24 protein-coding genes, 1 tRNA gene and 1 other RNA gene are annotated in these 15,136 nt (G+C 61.0%); 11 read left to right on the top strand and 15 right to left on the bottom strand.

Features of this window, described 5'->3' with window-relative positions:
- Positions 1-338: 338 nt before the first annotated feature.
- The 5 genes from rnpB to OB03_RS13395 form a co-directional block, all read right to left on the bottom strand.
- Positions 339-710, bottom strand: an RNA gene (rnpB, locus tag OB03_RS13415) — RNase P RNA component class A.
- Positions 711-760: 50 nt separating this feature from the next.
- Positions 761-1,522 carry a peptidoglycan recognition protein family protein gene (locus OB03_RS13410; RefSeq protein WP_461344500.1) on the bottom strand — a complete coding sequence of 254 codons (762 nt, stop codon included), beginning with the start codon at positions 1,520-1,522 and terminating at the stop codon, positions 761-763.
- Between the two features lie 17 nt (positions 1,523-1,539).
- Positions 1,540-1,872, bottom strand: a complete 333-nt coding sequence (locus OB03_RS13405; RefSeq protein WP_461344499.1) for a hypothetical protein — start codon at positions 1,870-1,872, stop codon at positions 1,540-1,542.
- A 116-nt stretch (positions 1,873-1,988) separates the two neighbouring features.
- Complete coding sequence (gene sppA / locus OB03_RS13400; protein WP_461344498.1) at positions 1,989-3,785, bottom strand: signal peptide peptidase SppA; 1,797 nt, start codon at positions 3,783-3,785, stop codon at positions 1,989-1,991.
- A 138-nt stretch (positions 3,786-3,923) separates the two neighbouring features.
- The gene (locus tag OB03_RS13395; protein ID WP_461344497.1) at positions 3,924-4,676 is read right to left on the bottom strand and encodes an SIMPL domain-containing protein; all 753 of its coding nucleotides are present in this window, start codon (positions 4,674-4,676) and stop codon (positions 3,924-3,926) included.
- Positions 4,677-4,865: 189 nt separating this feature from the next.
- On the opposite strand from OB03_RS13395, the gene OB03_RS13390 reads away from it, so the two are divergent.
- Both OB03_RS13390 and OB03_RS13385 read left to right on the top strand, forming a co-directional pair.
- A tRNA-Ile gene (locus OB03_RS13390) sits at positions 4,866-4,941 on the top strand.
- Positions 4,942-5,058: 117 nt separating this feature from the next.
- Positions 5,059-5,490 (top strand): GIY-YIG nuclease family protein, encoded by a 432-nt coding sequence (locus OB03_RS13385; RefSeq protein WP_461344496.1) that lies wholly within the window; start codon positions 5,059-5,061, stop codon positions 5,488-5,490.
- Position 5,491: 1 nt separating this feature from the next.
- Here the strand turns inward: OB03_RS13385 and OB03_RS13380 are convergent, their stop codons facing one another.
- Genes OB03_RS13380 through OB03_RS13340 form a run of 9 tightly spaced genes read right to left on the bottom strand, consistent with a single transcriptional unit; the run spans position 5,492 to position 9,530 of the window.
- Positions 5,492-6,520, bottom strand: coding sequence for a tyrosine-type recombinase/integrase (locus OB03_RS13380; RefSeq protein ID WP_461344495.1), 1,029 nt, complete (start codon positions 6,518-6,520; stop codon positions 5,492-5,494).
- A 5-nt stretch (positions 6,521-6,525) separates the two neighbouring features.
- Complete coding sequence (locus OB03_RS13375) at positions 6,526-6,720, bottom strand: hypothetical protein (protein WP_461344494.1); 195 nt, start codon at positions 6,718-6,720, stop codon at positions 6,526-6,528.
- Positions 6,717-7,136 (bottom strand): hypothetical protein, encoded by a 420-nt coding sequence (locus OB03_RS13370; RefSeq protein ID WP_461344493.1) that lies wholly within the window; start codon positions 7,134-7,136, stop codon positions 6,717-6,719. Before OB03_RS13370 ends, OB03_RS13375 begins: the two co-directional genes overlap by 4 nt.
- Positions 7,133-7,477 carry a hypothetical protein gene (locus tag OB03_RS13365; protein WP_461344492.1) on the bottom strand — a complete coding sequence of 115 codons (345 nt, stop codon included), beginning with the start codon at positions 7,475-7,477 and terminating at the stop codon, positions 7,133-7,135. Before OB03_RS13365 ends, OB03_RS13370 begins: the two co-directional genes overlap by 4 nt.
- The gene (locus OB03_RS13360) at positions 7,474-8,085 is read right to left on the bottom strand and encodes a hypothetical protein (RefSeq protein ID WP_461344491.1); all 612 of its coding nucleotides are present in this window, start codon (positions 8,083-8,085) and stop codon (positions 7,474-7,476) included. Before OB03_RS13360 ends, OB03_RS13365 begins: the two co-directional genes overlap by 4 nt.
- Positions 8,085-8,396: a hypothetical protein gene (locus OB03_RS13355; protein ID WP_461344490.1), complete on the bottom strand. Its 312-nt coding sequence runs from the start codon at positions 8,394-8,396 to the stop codon at positions 8,085-8,087. Before OB03_RS13355 ends, OB03_RS13360 begins: the two co-directional genes overlap by 1 nt.
- Positions 8,393-8,959: a hypothetical protein gene (locus OB03_RS13350; RefSeq protein WP_461344489.1), complete on the bottom strand. Its 567-nt coding sequence runs from the start codon at positions 8,957-8,959 to the stop codon at positions 8,393-8,395. Before OB03_RS13350 ends, OB03_RS13355 begins: the two co-directional genes overlap by 4 nt.
- Positions 8,956-9,306 carry a hypothetical protein gene (locus tag OB03_RS13345; RefSeq protein WP_461344488.1) on the bottom strand — a complete coding sequence of 117 codons (351 nt, stop codon included), beginning with the start codon at positions 9,304-9,306 and terminating at the stop codon, positions 8,956-8,958. The genes OB03_RS13350 and OB03_RS13345 overlap by 4 nt, the downstream gene beginning before the upstream one ends.
- Entirely contained in the window at positions 9,306-9,530 is a 225-nt protein-coding gene (locus OB03_RS13340; protein ID WP_461344487.1) for a hypothetical protein, read from the bottom strand. The genes OB03_RS13345 and OB03_RS13340 overlap by 1 nt, the downstream gene beginning before the upstream one ends.
- 167 nt (positions 9,531-9,697) lie before the next feature.
- Here OB03_RS13340 and OB03_RS13335 point away from each other — a divergent pair, with 167 nt between their 5' ends.
- Positions 9,698-10,579 carry a DUF7946 domain-containing protein gene (locus OB03_RS13335; protein ID WP_461344486.1) on the top strand — a complete coding sequence of 294 codons (882 nt, stop codon included), beginning with the start codon at positions 9,698-9,700 and terminating at the stop codon, positions 10,577-10,579.
- Here the strand turns inward: OB03_RS13335 and OB03_RS13330 are convergent.
- The gene (locus OB03_RS13330; protein WP_461344485.1) at positions 10,576-11,214 is read right to left on the bottom strand and encodes a hypothetical protein; all 639 of its coding nucleotides are present in this window, start codon (positions 11,212-11,214) and stop codon (positions 10,576-10,578) included. The two genes, OB03_RS13335 and OB03_RS13330, sit on opposite strands and share 4 nt — an antisense overlap.
- A gap of 82 nt (positions 11,215-11,296) precedes the next feature.
- Here OB03_RS13330 and OB03_RS13325 point away from each other — a divergent pair, with 82 nt between their 5' ends.
- From OB03_RS13325 to OB03_RS13290, 8 genes are all read left to right on the top strand, one after another.
- Positions 11,297-11,500, top strand: coding sequence for a carph-isopro domain-containing protein (locus tag OB03_RS13325; RefSeq protein WP_461344484.1), 204 nt, complete (start codon positions 11,297-11,299; stop codon positions 11,498-11,500).
- Positions 11,501-11,640: 140 nt separating this feature from the next.
- Positions 11,641-12,048, top strand: coding sequence for a hypothetical protein (locus OB03_RS13320; RefSeq protein WP_461344483.1), 408 nt, complete (start codon positions 11,641-11,643; stop codon positions 12,046-12,048).
- Positions 12,045-12,281 (top strand): hypothetical protein, encoded by a 237-nt coding sequence (locus OB03_RS13315; protein WP_461344482.1) that lies wholly within the window; start codon positions 12,045-12,047, stop codon positions 12,279-12,281. The genes OB03_RS13320 and OB03_RS13315 overlap by 4 nt, the downstream gene beginning before the upstream one ends.
- The gene (locus OB03_RS13310) at positions 12,281-12,496 is read left to right on the top strand and encodes a hypothetical protein (protein ID WP_461344481.1); all 216 of its coding nucleotides are present in this window, start codon (positions 12,281-12,283) and stop codon (positions 12,494-12,496) included. The genes OB03_RS13315 and OB03_RS13310 overlap by 1 nt, the downstream gene beginning before the upstream one ends.
- On the top strand, positions 12,493-13,398 hold the full coding sequence (locus OB03_RS13305; RefSeq protein WP_461344480.1) for a helix-turn-helix domain-containing protein: 906 nt from the start codon (positions 12,493-12,495) through the stop codon (positions 13,396-13,398). The genes OB03_RS13310 and OB03_RS13305 overlap by 4 nt, the downstream gene beginning before the upstream one ends.
- The gene (locus tag OB03_RS13300; RefSeq protein WP_461344508.1) at positions 13,295-14,038 is read left to right on the top strand and encodes a hypothetical protein; all 744 of its coding nucleotides are present in this window, start codon (positions 13,295-13,297) and stop codon (positions 14,036-14,038) included. Before OB03_RS13305 ends, OB03_RS13300 begins: the two co-directional genes overlap by 104 nt.
- The gene (locus tag OB03_RS13295; protein WP_461344479.1) at positions 14,038-14,340 is read left to right on the top strand and encodes a hypothetical protein; all 303 of its coding nucleotides are present in this window, start codon (positions 14,038-14,040) and stop codon (positions 14,338-14,340) included. The genes OB03_RS13300 and OB03_RS13295 overlap by 1 nt, the downstream gene beginning before the upstream one ends.
- Complete coding sequence (locus OB03_RS13290) at positions 14,337-14,867, top strand: transcription termination/antitermination NusG family protein (protein WP_461344478.1); 531 nt, start codon at positions 14,337-14,339, stop codon at positions 14,865-14,867. Before OB03_RS13295 ends, OB03_RS13290 begins: the two co-directional genes overlap by 4 nt.
- Positions 14,868-15,136: the final 269 nt, after the last annotated feature.

Here is a 15,136-nt window from a genome sequence, read left to right as displayed (position 1 = left end):
CAAACACTTACCAAAGCGTATGGACATGAAACGGCCACGATTGGCGGCGCAGGGGCAGCCCATCCCATCACGGTAAATAAAATTTCGAGTTTTGTGGTGACCTATCCCATTTGCGACCGGCTACGCTTTCGCCCACCCATTTCGTCCATCGGGTAGAGCACGCACATGATTTCGACCCGTTGATGATATCGAGCACGGTCGGTATTCAAAACCGATGGGCAGCTTTGCGGACATAGATAGCGTGATCGCCAATGGGTCAGGGCGACCAACTCCAGACCCATTAAAAGCCTCAGGCCTCACCCTAGGTGTGGTGAGTTTGCCCCTTTCGAAAGGGTATAAATGCCAGACGGTCTATAAGCCGGGTTTTGTACCACCGAGGTGGTGACGATCATTCCTCTGGACCAACCATTGCTGGATGGTTCTCGCGACCTACCCGGACGTCCGGGGCGGTGAACCCTGCGGGCGAACCCGCGCGACGTCCCTATTTGGTCTTGCTCCAGGCGAGGTTTACCTTGCCATCTTCGTTACCGAAGACGCGGTGGGCTCTTACCCCACCCTTTCACCCTTACCCCGATAAATCGTGGCGGTTTGCTTTCTGTGGCACTGTCTCTCGGGTCACCCCGGGCGGGCGTTACCCGCCGCCTTTTCACCGTGGAGCCCGGACTTTCCTCGACAGGGTCAAGCCCTGCCGCGACCGTCCGACCGTCTGGCGCGGCCTAAGTGAGCGTTTCGGGTGCCGCCGTCAATGGAAACAGTTGAGTTAACTGTCGAGAACGCCCGTCGGGCTTTCGACGCTGGCCAGTTGCAACAGTCCAACCAGACGCGCGCGGCTCTCGCCGTCGGCAATGCCGTCCACGCGATGCTGACGCCAGTGGCGTTGGAAGGCTTTGACAGTCTGGACGGTTTCCTCGTCGTATTCGCCGCCCGGTTGGATGCCATAACCGAGGCGATGCAGACCGGCACGCAGCACGATCACGCCCAGCCCTTCGTCACCCGGTTGCAGCGGAACACCCAGCGCCTGAATACGCTCGGCAGCAGGCTCGAACCATAAGCCATGCCCCTCGCCTGCCAGACGTTTCCACGGGAACAGCTCGCCCGGATCGTCCTTGCGAGATGGTGCCATGTCAGAGTGGGCGATGATGCGGTTATCAGGGATGGTCCAGCGGCTGCGGATATCGGCGACCAATTTGATCACCGCATCAATCTGGACTTCGGGGAACGGGCGATAGCCGAACTCGTGCCCCGGATTGACGATCTCGATGCCGATGGAGGCACCGTTCACATCGTCTGTGCCCTGCCACACGCCACGTCCGGCGTGCCACGCGCGGCGCTCTTCGGCGACCAGACGGAAGATGCGACCGTCCTCTTCAACCATATAGTGCGACGACACCTTGGCCTCGGGATCGCAAAGGCGAGCCAGCGCCTCCTCCCCCGTCTGCATGCCGGTGTAGTGCAGGACCAAAATGTCCGGCAGTCCGGTACGCTGATCGAAATTAGGAGACGGGGCTTCGATAAAATCCATAGGCAGAGGATAGGGCGTTAACGCCCCTCACGCTCCCATCCATAGGCGACCCAGGTATCACCGACCTTGTGAGCATCGATGATGCCTTCGTCGGCAGCCTTGGCGGCCTGACGCATCTGACGCGTGCGGCGTGCGCGCAGGGCAAAGCCCGCGAAGAACAACACGACACCGCCAACCACAGCCAGAACGGCAACTGCCGCCGCCGTCAGGACAGCCAGCACAGCACCGATGGTCACAGCCACAGCAGTAGCGATCAAACCACCTAGCCAAACGAGGGACGACCACAGACCACCGCCAGCACGACGACGTGCGGCAAACCCGATTTGGGGCATGGGATCTGACTGGATCATATTCTCTATACCTTTCGGCGCGGGGAGAGCGCGACAGGACCTAATGTCGGATCATCAAGCTGAACGGTCAATGACCTGCGACATCACGGACGCGTCACGTCTCCCTAACCAACGCCTTAGAACGAAGGTTGTTCAGCCAGCACCGAAGCACCGCGCGAACGCAGTTGCTCGGTATGGACGCGCTGCATGACAGCCTCGGCTGCCGGATCGCCCATAAGCTGGCCGATACGGATCATGGTCGTCGCGGCTTCGCCCGACGCGCCAAAGGCCATAGCCAGCGCTTCCCACGGGGTTTGCGGGGTTGGATAGTGTTTGAAGCGGACGCCCTCGGCCGACGGAATATTGGCCAGTTGGCGCGCCTTAAGGATGGCTTCGTTCATGCCGCCGAGCTGATCAACCAGCCCCAGCTCCTTGGCTTGGGCACCGGTCCAGACGCGGCCCTTGGCAATTTCGCGAACCCGTTCGACCGGTAGCTTGCGGCCACGTGCCACACGCTCGACGAACTGCTCGTAGATCAGGTCCATCGAGGCGGCGAAGGCTGCGCGCTGACCTTGGTCAAAGCCTTGGGTCGGGCTGAAGGCATCGGCAAACTCGCCACCGACGGACAGGCCGCGCATATCGACACCAAAGCGGGCCAAGGCGTCGGCAAAGACGATCTTGCCGCCGAACACACCGATCGAGCCGGTCAGGGTCGTCGGCTGGGCCACGATCCAGTCCGCTTCCGAACTGACCCAGTAGCCGCCCGAGGCCGCATAGGCCCCCATAGATACGACGACCGGCTTGCCTGCTTTCTTGGCGGCGCGCAGGGCATCGAGGATCTGTTCGGACGCGTCGGGCGAGCCGCCCGGTGACGACACGCGGAAGACAATGGCCTTCACGTCCTTATCGTCGATCGCTTGGTAGATCGCGCGGGCTAGATCGTCCGAATAGATGTCGCTGCTGGTCGAGAAGGGCGAACCCGCGCCACCGCGGCCCGTCATGATGGCACCTTCACCACCGATGATAGCGATGGCCGACTTGGCCCCCGTTCCCATCGACGTGCGGAAACCCTTGCCCGAGGAATAGTCACCGAACGGGACGATCTTGGCGTCCTTGCCGGCCTTGTCCTTGATGTATTTCTCGGCTTCCTCGACTTGACCGATACGGTCGATCAGCTTGAGGTCGAGCGCCTGTTGGGCGTTATAGGGGCCCGCTTCGATAATCTGTTTGGCGACCTCGGGGGCCAGCTTGCGGTCAGCGGCAATCGCCGACAGGGCCGCCGAATGGATCGAGTTCATCCATGCCAGCATCGCCTCGCGGTGCGGGGCGGTGAAGTCCGACTGGGTGTATTCGTTGACGGCGTTTTTATACTCGTAGCGCTGCTCGAAATCGGCTTTGACACCGTACTTCTGGCCCGCACGACCCAGGAACAATGCGTCCGAAGCCAGACCCGTTGCCTGGAACGACGAGGTGTTCTGCATCCACAGCTCGTCCGCCGCCGAAGCCAGCATATAGGTGGACACCACCGCGCCAGACGGGGCGAAACCCTGCGCGTGGGCGATTACCGGCTTGCCCGACTTCTTGAAGCGCAAAATGGCCTGACGCAGTTCGTCGGCGTGTGCGGGGGTCATGCCGCCCTGAGGTGCGCGGATCAGCAGAGCTTTGACGCTGCTGTCGTCCTCCGCCTGAGCCAGCACATCGACCACCTTGGTGACCGAGTAGCCGCCGCCCAGCATGGCGAAGGGATTGGTCGAGGTCTGGTCCGACAGACCTTGGCGCAGGTCCAGTTCCAGCACGCTGTGGGATGGCGTCGTCGGCTTGGACGATCCCGCCGCAATGGCTGCGAAGAAGATCAACGCCAACACGGGAAGAACTACGAAGAAGGCCACAAGCCCGGCAAACACGCCAAGCATGGTCAGGAAAAATTGCTTCATAAGGTCGTCAGTCCGTGTTCAGCCACAAGTACTCAAAGGCAGAGGGAGGATAGCCCGATCAGGCTACCCTCCCCTACCACATAAGCCCTCGCCTCCGCCCCACAAAAGGCACCGACGTTACTTATTCTTAATACTGGCCTAGCGGGACAGGCTGTAGACGCCGGTGATGTCGATCTTGACCGACAGTTCGCCGCCTTCGATGGGCGTCGAGCCGCCCATATCCGCCGATGCCGCGCGTGCGTACATCACCGGACGGGGTTGCGGCACATAGCCGCCGCTCTCGGTCAGGCTACGGATCTCGCCCAGGGGCTTGCCGAGGGCCTGAGCATACAGAGCCGCCTTCGCCTGCAGCGCACGCACAGCCAGTTGGCGGGCCTGATCCTCGGCTGCGCTCGGATCGCGCAGTCCGAACTCGACGCCGTCGATCTGGTTCACGCCGGCAGCGACTACCGCATCGACCGTATTGCCGACCTTGGTCAGATCAGACACCCGTACCGTCACGCGGTTCGATGCCTGATAGCCGCGCAGGCGTGGCGGCTGGTTTTCCTGATAGTCGTACTGTGCAGAGAGGTTCAGACCCGAGGTCTGGACGTCGCGTTGCTCGATGCCTGCGCGGCGCAAGGCCGTGATGACCTGATTCATCTTCGTAGCGTTGGCGGACATGGCTTCTTGCGCGGTTGCCGCCTCGGTCATGACACCGAACGAGACCGTCGCCATGTCCGGCGCGATCTTGACCTCACCGGTGGCCGACAGATTGAGTGAAGGCAGGTCGGACACGGAAGGCGCTCCTGTAACAGATTGAGCTTGGGCGGCGACAGGCAGGGCTGCAATGGGCGCAGCCATGACCATCATGGCCGAACCGAACATCAGGGCACGCGAAAGGCGGGTCATCCGAGGGTATCTCCACTGGATATGAAGGCTTGATGCCAGTGCAGTCCTTATGGACAGCACATCATGAACACATATGAACGCGGGATTGTCAGCCTTCGTTCACTGACAGACCTCCTTTAAGCCTCGATCCCTCTTCTCAGGTGCCGCGACTACTGCTAGGCACACCATCCCTGCGAAAGCACGTTTCGGGGGCGTGTAGCTCAATGGTTAGAGCCGACCGCTCATAACGGTCTGGTTGGGGGTTCGAGTCCCTCCACGCCTACCACCCCCTCTGTAAGTCATTGAAATAATACGGCTAATAAAGGTTTACAGAGGAGGGTTTACTCTCCCCGTTCGGCCTTTGTCCCTTTTCTCGCCGAGGGACCTGTGCGAATCTTTGAGCATGAACGATCAGCACGCGCCCGTCGGCGGGGTCATGTATGGACTTCGAACAAATCGATCCACCGAGCGGGATCGGGACGTTTACTTCGTTCAAGGCCAGCAACTCGGGTTGATCAAAATCGGCGTCGCTACGGATGTCCAATCGAGGCTGCGGAGTATTCAGGCTTCCAGTCCTGATCGGTTGATACTGATGGGGCTAATCCGGTGCCACAATTTTGGGCAGACCGAGCGAGAAATCCACAAAAGGTTTGCTCACTGCCGCGCCCATGGCGAGTGGTTCCATCCAGAAACCGAACTGGTCGACTGGATACGTGCCTATGCCGAAAGCAACTCCCGCCGTGTAAGAGTTTGCCAACGTGATATCGATCTATGGATTGCTGGACATAGCCGCAGGCTCACAATCCGCGAACAGCGGATACGCGAGAAACTTTAGCTCACCCCGTTCTCGTTTCGGCCTTTTTCAGGCGTTGGATGGCTGTGTCGGACAGGCGCAGTTGGTCTGCGCTGCGGGTGTAGATCTCGACTTCGCTTAGGGTGCTGTGACCCAGTACCGCGGCGATTTCTTTGGACGTGCAACCAGCCTCGGCAAGGCGGCGGCCTGCGGCTTTGCGGAGCCCGTGCGGGGTCCGGTTTTCGAGCCCTGCCATGGCGGCGCGTTCGCGGAACCACTTAGTAAATCCAGCGGCCGTGAATGGCTTGCCATAGGCGGTGGTCAGGAAGGTGAGGCCCTTTGCCTGATCCAGTTCGGCTTGAAGCGCCGGATGTATGAGTATGCTGACCCGCTTGGTTGTCTTGAGCTGGTTGACGCTGATGCGGCCGTCGGAGACGTGCTGACGACCTATGCTGACGACATCCGAGCGGCGGACGCCCGTGTAAAGCAGCAGCGCTAGCGCCAGACGTTCGCGCGACCCGGAGGGCCAGTGCGCCTCGAACTGGGCGATGTCGTCTTCGCTCCACGGGATGAAGCCTTCGGTCTTGCGTTTGATGGTCGACGTATGGGCGACGGGGTTATCGGCGCGCCAACCAAGGCGCACTGCCAGACCGAAGACTTTGTTCAACCGTCGGCGCAGGTTACGCGCGGCACCGGTGCGGTCGCCCATCTTGTGAAATATGGCCTCGAGGTGGTGGGTCTGGATGCTGGCCGCGCCCTTGTCGCCGTACTGGGCGCGGAAACGGTCGAGGATGTTACGATAACCGCGCTTTGTGCTGTCACGCAGCTCAAGGAACGAGGCGGAGGAATAGTACTCGACGATCAGGGCATTGATCGACCGCGGCTGTACCTTCTCGCGCGGATCCACACGAGGTGCGCGGGCGTCGGCCTCGGCATAGGCGGCCATGAACTCGGCAGAGCCCGGCGTGCCCGGCAACGTCACGCGGGGGTACCCGGCTCGGCGGTAATAATGCCGACGCTTGCCGTGACGGTCGGTCAGGGCCTGCACATAAGGCAGATCGATCTTGGCCATGCGGTTCATGCCGGCAGAACTTCGTCCCACTCGTTCTGCCCGCCCTTAATGGGTTTCGGGATGCTGACGCCCTCCCCCACGACGAGACGGAACCCGCCTTCGGGTGGGAAATCGACAGCAGCCACAGACTTACCACCACTTTCGACCGCCTTGATAGCGCGCCGAATGTCGGTTTGCCGGAAGGCGACGTGGATGGTCACTCTGATCCTCCCTTGTATTGGGCATAGCGCAGGGCGGCGGTGTCGTACGGATCCTTGCCGATCGACTGCCACCAGCGACGTTCGTTCATGGCGTGCTGTTCGCGGTGGTGATGGGCGCATAGGGCATTGGCGTGCCGGTCGTGGTTCTTGCGACCTGTGCCGGGGTTCTGACGGTCAGGGCCGTCGTTGAAACGGATGTGTGCTGCTTCGATGGGTCCGCAGCAGCCGCCCATGTGCCGCGCCTCGCACGGTTGGCGACGCAGGAAGGCGAGGAAGCCGGTGTCGCGTTCCCTGCCCCGACTGCTCTTTTCATGCGGCCGCGACGACAGGACGTTACGGCGACGCTCGCGGTTCAGGCTGCGCTTGATCCGGTTGGCCTCGTTGAGGATCTCGCGCTCTTTGAGGGACAGGCTCACTTGCGGGCCTCCATCATGGCGTCGGCCATTGAGCGAAGACGACCCAGCATCTGCCGGTTCATACGGAAGTCCTCGTTGATGTCCCCATCGACGCAAAGGTCCACGATGAAGTCGCTCTCGTCCTTGTCCGGCTCGGATAGCTCAGCCTTAGCAGCATCGAACAGCGAGCGAGCCGCGCCATGCTCAAGCGGGAGGTTCAGTACCGTTAGGCAGTTGTCGCCATCTGGATGAACCCCGCAGACGTGTATGCCGTTGAAGCACGGACGGTAGCAGTAGTTAGCGGATCGCGGGTCAATGGAAGGCCACCCCTTGGCGTCATATTCGGCGTAGAGGTTGCTCACGACTGCGGCCCCTTGTGCTTGGCGATGGCGCGTTTGGCATTGAGGCGAGCTACATAGCAGTTAACGTTGTGAATAGCGTTGTATAGGTGGCCTACGACATACTTCGGCTGTGGCGCTTCACAGATGGCTCGCAGTAGATTTTCCTGATGATCTACGACTGCAAGCAGTTCATCACTGGCTGGGGCGGGGTGGCATTGCAAACAGTCGCAAACACCCATGCCTCGCTCTGGACAAGGCTCCTGCTCCACCTTCGGGGCTTCGGTCTGGGCATAGTCATAGGCAGCCAATCGACGGATAGCACTTTCGAGCCATTTCGAATGGTCAGACCCTACGGCTGTTTTATCTGCTTCGGATGCCGCCTTTACCTTGTCGAAGAACGCAACAGCATCCTTCGCGTCCTGTAAAGCAAGCGCCAACTCATCAGGATCGCTTACAGGTTCAGCCTGCGGGGCGGCTGCGAGCGCGTCCTTAGCCGCTTCGGTGGCCGCCTGCAGTTCTTCTGCCTCGGGCGACATGTCGTCGCTGTCGAGGTATCGGACGCCATAACTGTCAGCCGCCAAAATCAAGCGTTGAACAATCTCACGCGACACATTCACACTATCGGTCATCACGCGGCTCCTGCGATGGGTTGGCGGGCACCGGTGATAAGGCCGGCGCGGATTTTCTCGCCTTCGGTGGTCAGGCGGGCGCTGTAGGCGCACGGGGGGAACTTGGCCCAGCCGGTGGACTGCTGGGCGACGTACAGCAGGCCGTCCTTGACGAGGCCCAGCACCAGTTCTTCGGGGAAGGTGTGAGAAGTGTCCTCGATGCGGAACGGGCGGCCATGGAAGGCGGCGCGTGACAGGACGCTTGCTGGCCGCATACGGCGCAGCAGATCGGCTTGCGCGGGCGTGAGGGCGCGGTGGTCGAGGTCGATCATGCGGCCTGATCCTCGGTCTCGATGTAGCGGGCGTGCAGCTTGCGGCCTATCGGGGCGCGCAGATTGCCAGGGCAGGCCCGCAGGCCCAGCACGTTGGCGCATTCAAGCTGTTGGAGCTGGGTCGCGGTGGTGGCCAGATCGATGTAGCGGTTGATCGTGCCCGCCCATGCCTTCCAGTTCGTCTCGGTCAGGTTTTCCGGCAGGTAGAGCGAGGCCTCATAGTCCACCTCTTCCACGAAATCGGGCATGGGGTATTGGCCCGACCAAGCGACCGGATTTGCCGCATCCACGGGCGGTGGTGCCGCCACGGGGGCCACGCAGTTCAGCGCATTGGCAACACGGTGCGCAAAGGCCGCCGCATCTTCGACATAGGCAGACACGTAAAGGACAGGTGCGCCTATGGTGCCTTCCGAACGGTGCTGATCGATCCGGACGGTAGTGACGCCGAACAGGTCGATATCACGCTTGATCGTCGGCACCGAGGTTGCGGTATAGCGGGCCACCTCCGAGCGGGGGTTGTTAGCCCCACGCCCGGCCTTGGTGGATGAAAGGGATTGGGTCATGCGGCCACCTCGCGGTAGCAATCAGGGCGCAAGGCCTCCGGCTGCACGTCGAGGGGATGCGCACTGACTAGGAAATCGCGACCCTCAAGCTGCACACTGAGGTACTGTCTATTGCCGCCGAAATAGAGCGCAGGCTTTCCGCCCACGGTGCAGGCCACCGGCTCCGGCTGATAAGTATCGAGGCGGCAACGAGCGACACGCAGGAAGTCTTTGAAAGACAGGTGGCCGAACACATCGCTGCGCCACGCATCAGCCAAGGCTTTGCCTCTCGTCGTCGTGAGGTGACTACCTTCGCCGTAACCTTCCACGCTGACAATGAAGCGGCGCAACCGTGGGAAATCGCCCATCACGCACCTACCATTGCAGCGAGAACCCACAGGCCGATGATCCCAGCCAGCAGGAGCAGGCCCTTGGTCAGGTCGCCCAGCTCGCGGCGGGTGATGACGTAATCGGTGGTCGGGGTTTGACGCGGGTCGGGCATGGGCGGACGGGCGGCGAGATCACGAAGGCGCTCAGCAATCACCTCTCGCGGGTGGCGTGGCGTATCCAGAATGTCGAGGACGCGGGTCATGTGCTTTCCCATCGGTTGATCTTTAAACCGTAAGAAACATACGATCCCACGTCAAGCATGTTCCGTAATTTTCTTACGGCTCGCCACCGAGGGCTGACATTTTGACGTAACGCTGCGTTATCAACTTCGGCACTATCAAGCAGTCTAAGGGCTTGAGGTAGGGGCTGATGTCTAACGAATTTATTCTGCGGTTTGATGGTGCCGACGCATCGCGACACGCGATCGACATGGGGCTTTTAGGTAAATCGCTAGTCGGCGTAGACCAAGCCATTCACAAGGGTTTGTGGGCTTGCCACCACCCAACCGAAAAGTTGGGCCGCAAACGTACGGATATTAGGGTTCAAGTCGCGGCTCCCAGAGCCGCATGTGTCGAGGTGTCCGGATTTATCGCCGGTGCAATGGGCGTACTACCGTTTGTATACGAAGTATCGGTCTCCCTTGGGTCGGACTACGTCAAACATCTTTTGAGCTCAGTGGTGCTGTATCATGGCGGCCGCAAACAGGATGCGTCACAACATATGGAAAAGCTGCTAGAAATTTTTCAGGAAGCTCAGCGCTCGAGCTTCAACGACCGCTCCGAAGAACGAGCAACGATGGAACGTATGCACGCTCGATCATTGTCCGCCGTTCAAGACGCCATCGAGACAATGCTACCTCAAGCCAAGCAAATCGTGGCCCCCGTAGGTCGGACTTCCGAAGTGCTTCTGATTGGAGGCGGCGACATGCGAACAGCGACCGAAATTGACGTCGCGATAGCAGATGCTGTGCGTTCTGGTGGCAGCATTACAGTTGGTGATATGGAACAGTTTCACGTTAAATTTGATAGTCTTACTCGGCATAGCCGCAATGCCAAAGTGGAACTGGTCGAAGATCCGGGCCGTTTCATCGCCGCCGACATCCGAGATCCAGCCTTCGACGAGTTTCCGAACGTCTATTCGGCAGCTTTCAATGAAGCGCTTCCACTAAACGTCCAGGCAAAGCCGTCATTCAAAGACGATGTGCTTGTAAAGCTTCATATCCTGAACGCGGAGCCCACCAAAGAAACCTAACGAGGGTGAACCGCCTTTACCCGCGCCGCCCACTCAACTTCCTGATTGAGCAGCGGCTCTTCAGACGTGTTCGACAGTAGATGGAAGGTGCCATCGTTGGCGGCCTTGAGCATCTTTACGAGCACGCGCCCGTCCGGAAGGCCTACCACGCATAAACGACCGTGCAAGTCAGGCGTCACGGGCGAGCGGACATCGTCGTAGAACAAGATAGCTTCGTCCCAGACCGGTCCAAGGCTGACACCCTGCACCTTCAACCCAACGGTGCTAGCTGTCGCGTTCTGCGGCGGCTCAACGTAGTCCAAAGGTCCCTGCCCCTCAGCAAACAGGGTCGCGACTGACCCTGCTCCGACGTAGCCAACGACTGGGACAGTATCGGACGTAACGTTGTCGTCCTGACTGCCAACACCGCTATAAAGCCACTCGGCATTCACCCTGTAGGCTGGGGCATACCGTTGCTGAGCCATCTTGAACGAGAAAGTGCCGCGGCCATTTTCATGCAGATAATAGCTATTCTGGTTGAAACCCAGCTTACGGCAAGCGTCTGCCACGCTGTCGAAACCTGCGGCTAAGCGGGCCTTACGCAGGCGCTCGCCGCGTGCAACGACTTCCGGATCACGATCATCGGTGGTGCTCATGTATGTTTCATACGATGCACGGGCCGTAAGAACTTTACGATTTTCTCTTGCCACGAAATCGTAAGTTTCATACGATGTTTGCATGAGGACCTTTTCCGACATCATCCGTGACGCTGGTGGACCGACTGCTCTTGCTCGGACGCTCGGCGAAGACCCCAACAATGCTCACGCTTGGAAGCGGTGCGACAGCATTCCCGCGACACGCTGGGCGGCCATCTCCAAAGCGAACATCGCCAGCTTGGATGTACTCGCTGCCGCAGCCGCTGAAAAGCTGAAGGCGGCCTGACCCATGCGCCAGCCACGCCTGTCGGCTCAACCGCAAGCCGCTCCTGAAATCCACGAAGATGACGTTGTTTCTCATGCCACCTGCCTAAGCGGTGGTTCGGGAAGCGTCATCGAAACATCAACTCAGAACCTTTGGTGAACATGAGCATCCCCGTGATCAAGGCACTGACGAAGCGCATCCGCATTCGCATCGGTTCGAACGAGCAGGCGGCGAAGGCTGCAGGTGTCAGTCCGGGCGTCTGGTCGCACTATGAGAGCGCCGACAAGCCCGAGACGACGATCCCGCTGGGTCGTCTGGCCGAAATGGCCCTGACGGCCGCAGAGCGCCGCGAAATCATCGATCTGTTTTCGGAGCCGGAAGATACGTTGGTCGAAGACCTGATGATTGAGGCGAGCGAAGCCACAGAGGCCGCTGCGACCCTGCAAGGCATGGTTCGGCTCGCCACCCAAGATGGCCGGATTACCGAGGCCGAGGCCCGCCGCATCCGTGACGCCGCTCTGACCGCCAAGGAACAGATCAACGACGTTCTGAAAGGGGTGAGCGCATGAGCACCGCGATGAAGGACGTTGCGGCCTCGCTGCGATCGATCTCGCAGGCGGTGATCGCCCTGAACGATGCCCGCAAGGCCGGCTGCAGTGCCGAAGCCATGGCGCGCATGCAGGACGAACTGGCCGAGAGCGCCCACAAGGCCGTCGAGGTCGCCAACCATGCCGAAGCCATGCTGGACCGCGCCCATGCGGCAGTGCTGCGCAGTGGCGTGAGCAAAGAAAGGCTGAACTGATGTTCGGGTTTCTGATCCAGAAGGCACACCACGGCTTTCAATGGCTAGGTGGTTTGATCGCGCGCCGCATCGAGGCGCGGGCGTACGACGACTTCCAACGCTCGTTCCAAGAGCAGCGCGAGGCGGCCCGTGCGCGTCACGGCCAGACCAAGCACATCGACCAGGCACAACGCGCCGCCCTGCACGCTGCTTTGGCCGGCGGTAAGCGCCGATGAGCGTTCAAGCGATCAGCTGGGCCTTGTCGTATCCGGTCGAAAGCTCGACCGAGAAGGCCGTTTTGTTGGTGCTGGCCAACTATGCCGACGGGGATGGCGAATGCTTCCCCGGACAGGAGAGCATTGCCCAGCAGGCAGCGTGTTCGGACCGCACTGTGCGCCGCGTTCTGGAGGCCTTTGAGGCCAAGGGTGTGATTGCCCGTCAGGAGCGCCGTCGCCGTGACGGATCGCGCACCTCGGACGCCATCGTGCTGCTGGCTTTTCAGCAAGCGGCCAATCTGTCCGGTGGTGGTTCAGCAACCGGACAACGTGTCCAACCAACCGGACAATCTGTCCAAACCAACCGGACACCCTGTCCACCCTCACCGGACACAGTGTCCGGGCTCACTACGTTTGAACCGTCAGAGGATACGTCAGAAGGAATTGCTGCTGCTGCGTGCGCGACTGCGAACGATGCGAACCATTGCGAACCGGTGGTGTGTGTCGAGGGCACGGTGGTGGACGCCGGTGGTGACGACTGGCCTCGCGGTCAGGCCCTCGACTGGGCACAGGCGCTGGTGAAGGCGGCAGGCACGGTTCGACTGGACGTGAGCCGACAGCCCGGACTGGTGACGACGCTGGGCCGACTGGCCGCTTGGAAGCGGGCCGGTGCGAGCTGGTCCAATGACGTGCTGCCGGTGGTCACCTCGCTGGCCCAGCGCATGGGCACCCCGATTTCGACATGGAAGTTCTTCGACGCCGCCATTGCCCAGAGCATCGCGGACAACCGCAAAGCCTTGATCATTCCGGAGGCCAGACATGCAGCCGACGACAAACAACTCGCCAACCGTTCAAATCGAGAGCGTTCGTTTACCGGCGCTGGAGGGGCCGCTGCGCTCGTGGCTGCTCGAGGAGACTTCTGACGTGGTGGCGATCAAGGCCATTGCGGGCAGCGAGATCCTGCGCGGGCAAGCGGCCATGCTGCTCCCTGCCCTGCGGCACGAGGCGTTGAAGCCCGCAACCCCGCAAGAGATCGTCGGGATCATCCGCAGCCGCGAGCAGACGTTCGGTGACCTGCGGACGAAGCGCACCGATGCCGAGTGGACGATGTTTTGGGCCGACTACTTCGAAGCCCTCAAGGGCCTGACGGCCGCATCGATCGAAGCGGGCATGAAGGCCTATGTGGCCCTGCCGGATGCCGAGTGGGCACCCAAACCGGGCAAGCTGGCCGCACTGGCGCGTGAAACAACGGTCGTGAGCAAGTTCAGCCGCGCATGGCACCGCGCCAAGACGGCGATCCAGTCGGTGGCGAAGCCCGAAGAGGCCGCGCCAAAGCCGCTGGTGAAGCACAGCCCCGAACAGGTGAAAGCCATGGTCAGCGAGATCAAGCAGGCCTTGGACAGCACTCCGACCGCGATGGCGATGAAAGCCCGTCGAACCCTGAGCCGCCCGCCCAGCGCCCCGATGGAGGCCGGAAGCCACATGAGCGCGGAGATGCGAGCCAAACTGATCGAACAAGGCGTGATCGTCGCGTCGGTGGTTCAAAACGAGGAGGCCGCGTGATGGCGAAATGGATGGCCTTTGAAGACGAGTACCTGCGCCAGCACCGTGACCGGCTGTCGGTGAAGAAGCTGGCCGCTGCCTTGGGGCGTGGCGAGGATGCGGTGAAGAACCGGTTGGTGCGTCTAGGACTGGTGGCGGAAAGCCTCGGTGCCCCGCTCAAGCTGGGTGATGACAAGAAGCTGGTGGCCGCGTGCTTGGCCGAAGGAGGATTTCCCCGCGCGGTGGTTCACGCCGGAAAGACCTTCTGGGTGGCCCACGACGGGCAGCTGTGGCGTCGGGACATGGCGAAGGTGGCGGCATGAACGATGTCACACGCCACGACTTTGTGGTCACCGCAGCCGATCTTGCGCGGGTCGGGCCAGATGCTGAGACGCGGTGGTATATCGGTCGGGTCAATCCGAAGTGCGAAGCCCGCGCCAAAGCAGGGTTCGATGCGCTGCGCATTCCGGCCTATTACCCGCAGGAGACGCGCTATCACGGACGCGGTGCTGCCCGTCGCAAGGTGAACAGGCCGATCCTCGTGGGGTATGTCTTTTTCCAGCTGCGCCCAGGTCGGAGCTTTTGGGAGGTGCGCCGGATCGATGGGGTCAAGGCGGTGGTGTTCGGGCAGAACGGTGCCCCTGCTCCCGTCCCGCATGCCGAGGTGGCGCGGTTTGCTCGCAAGGAGGCCGAGGGGCGCTATGACCACACCCGCGATGCCAAGGAGGCCAAAGCGGAGACGGAGAAGCTAAAGGCCAAGCTGGGCGACCTGCAGTCGATGGGTGAACAGGCCGTCGCCACCATCATGGCGGCGCTCAAGGCCGATGGGGACTGGGATCAGGCCGCGTGAGATAAGCGTTGAAACTTGCCCAAATCAGCTGCAGAATTAGGGCAATTCACGCTGACGCGTGCGGGACGACCGGCGGATGAAATACGTAGAGGCTCCGGCCTCACGCCGATCCCGGTACCATTTGGTACCCTGATGAGGGCGTGTGCCCGCTTTGCGTCTTTTTTTAAACTCCCCAATTATTTGAACTTGAAGCCGCAACGTGATGCCCTCGTAACAACCGCGGCTCTGGTGCGGCCAAGCTTGACCGCAACCGCGCTTGGCGAATGACC

The sequence above is a fragment of the Brevundimonas sp. GN22 genome (assembly GCF_054824005.1).
Note: the sequence above shows the minus strand (reverse complement) of the source record. Positions and strands in the feature narration are given on the sequence as shown.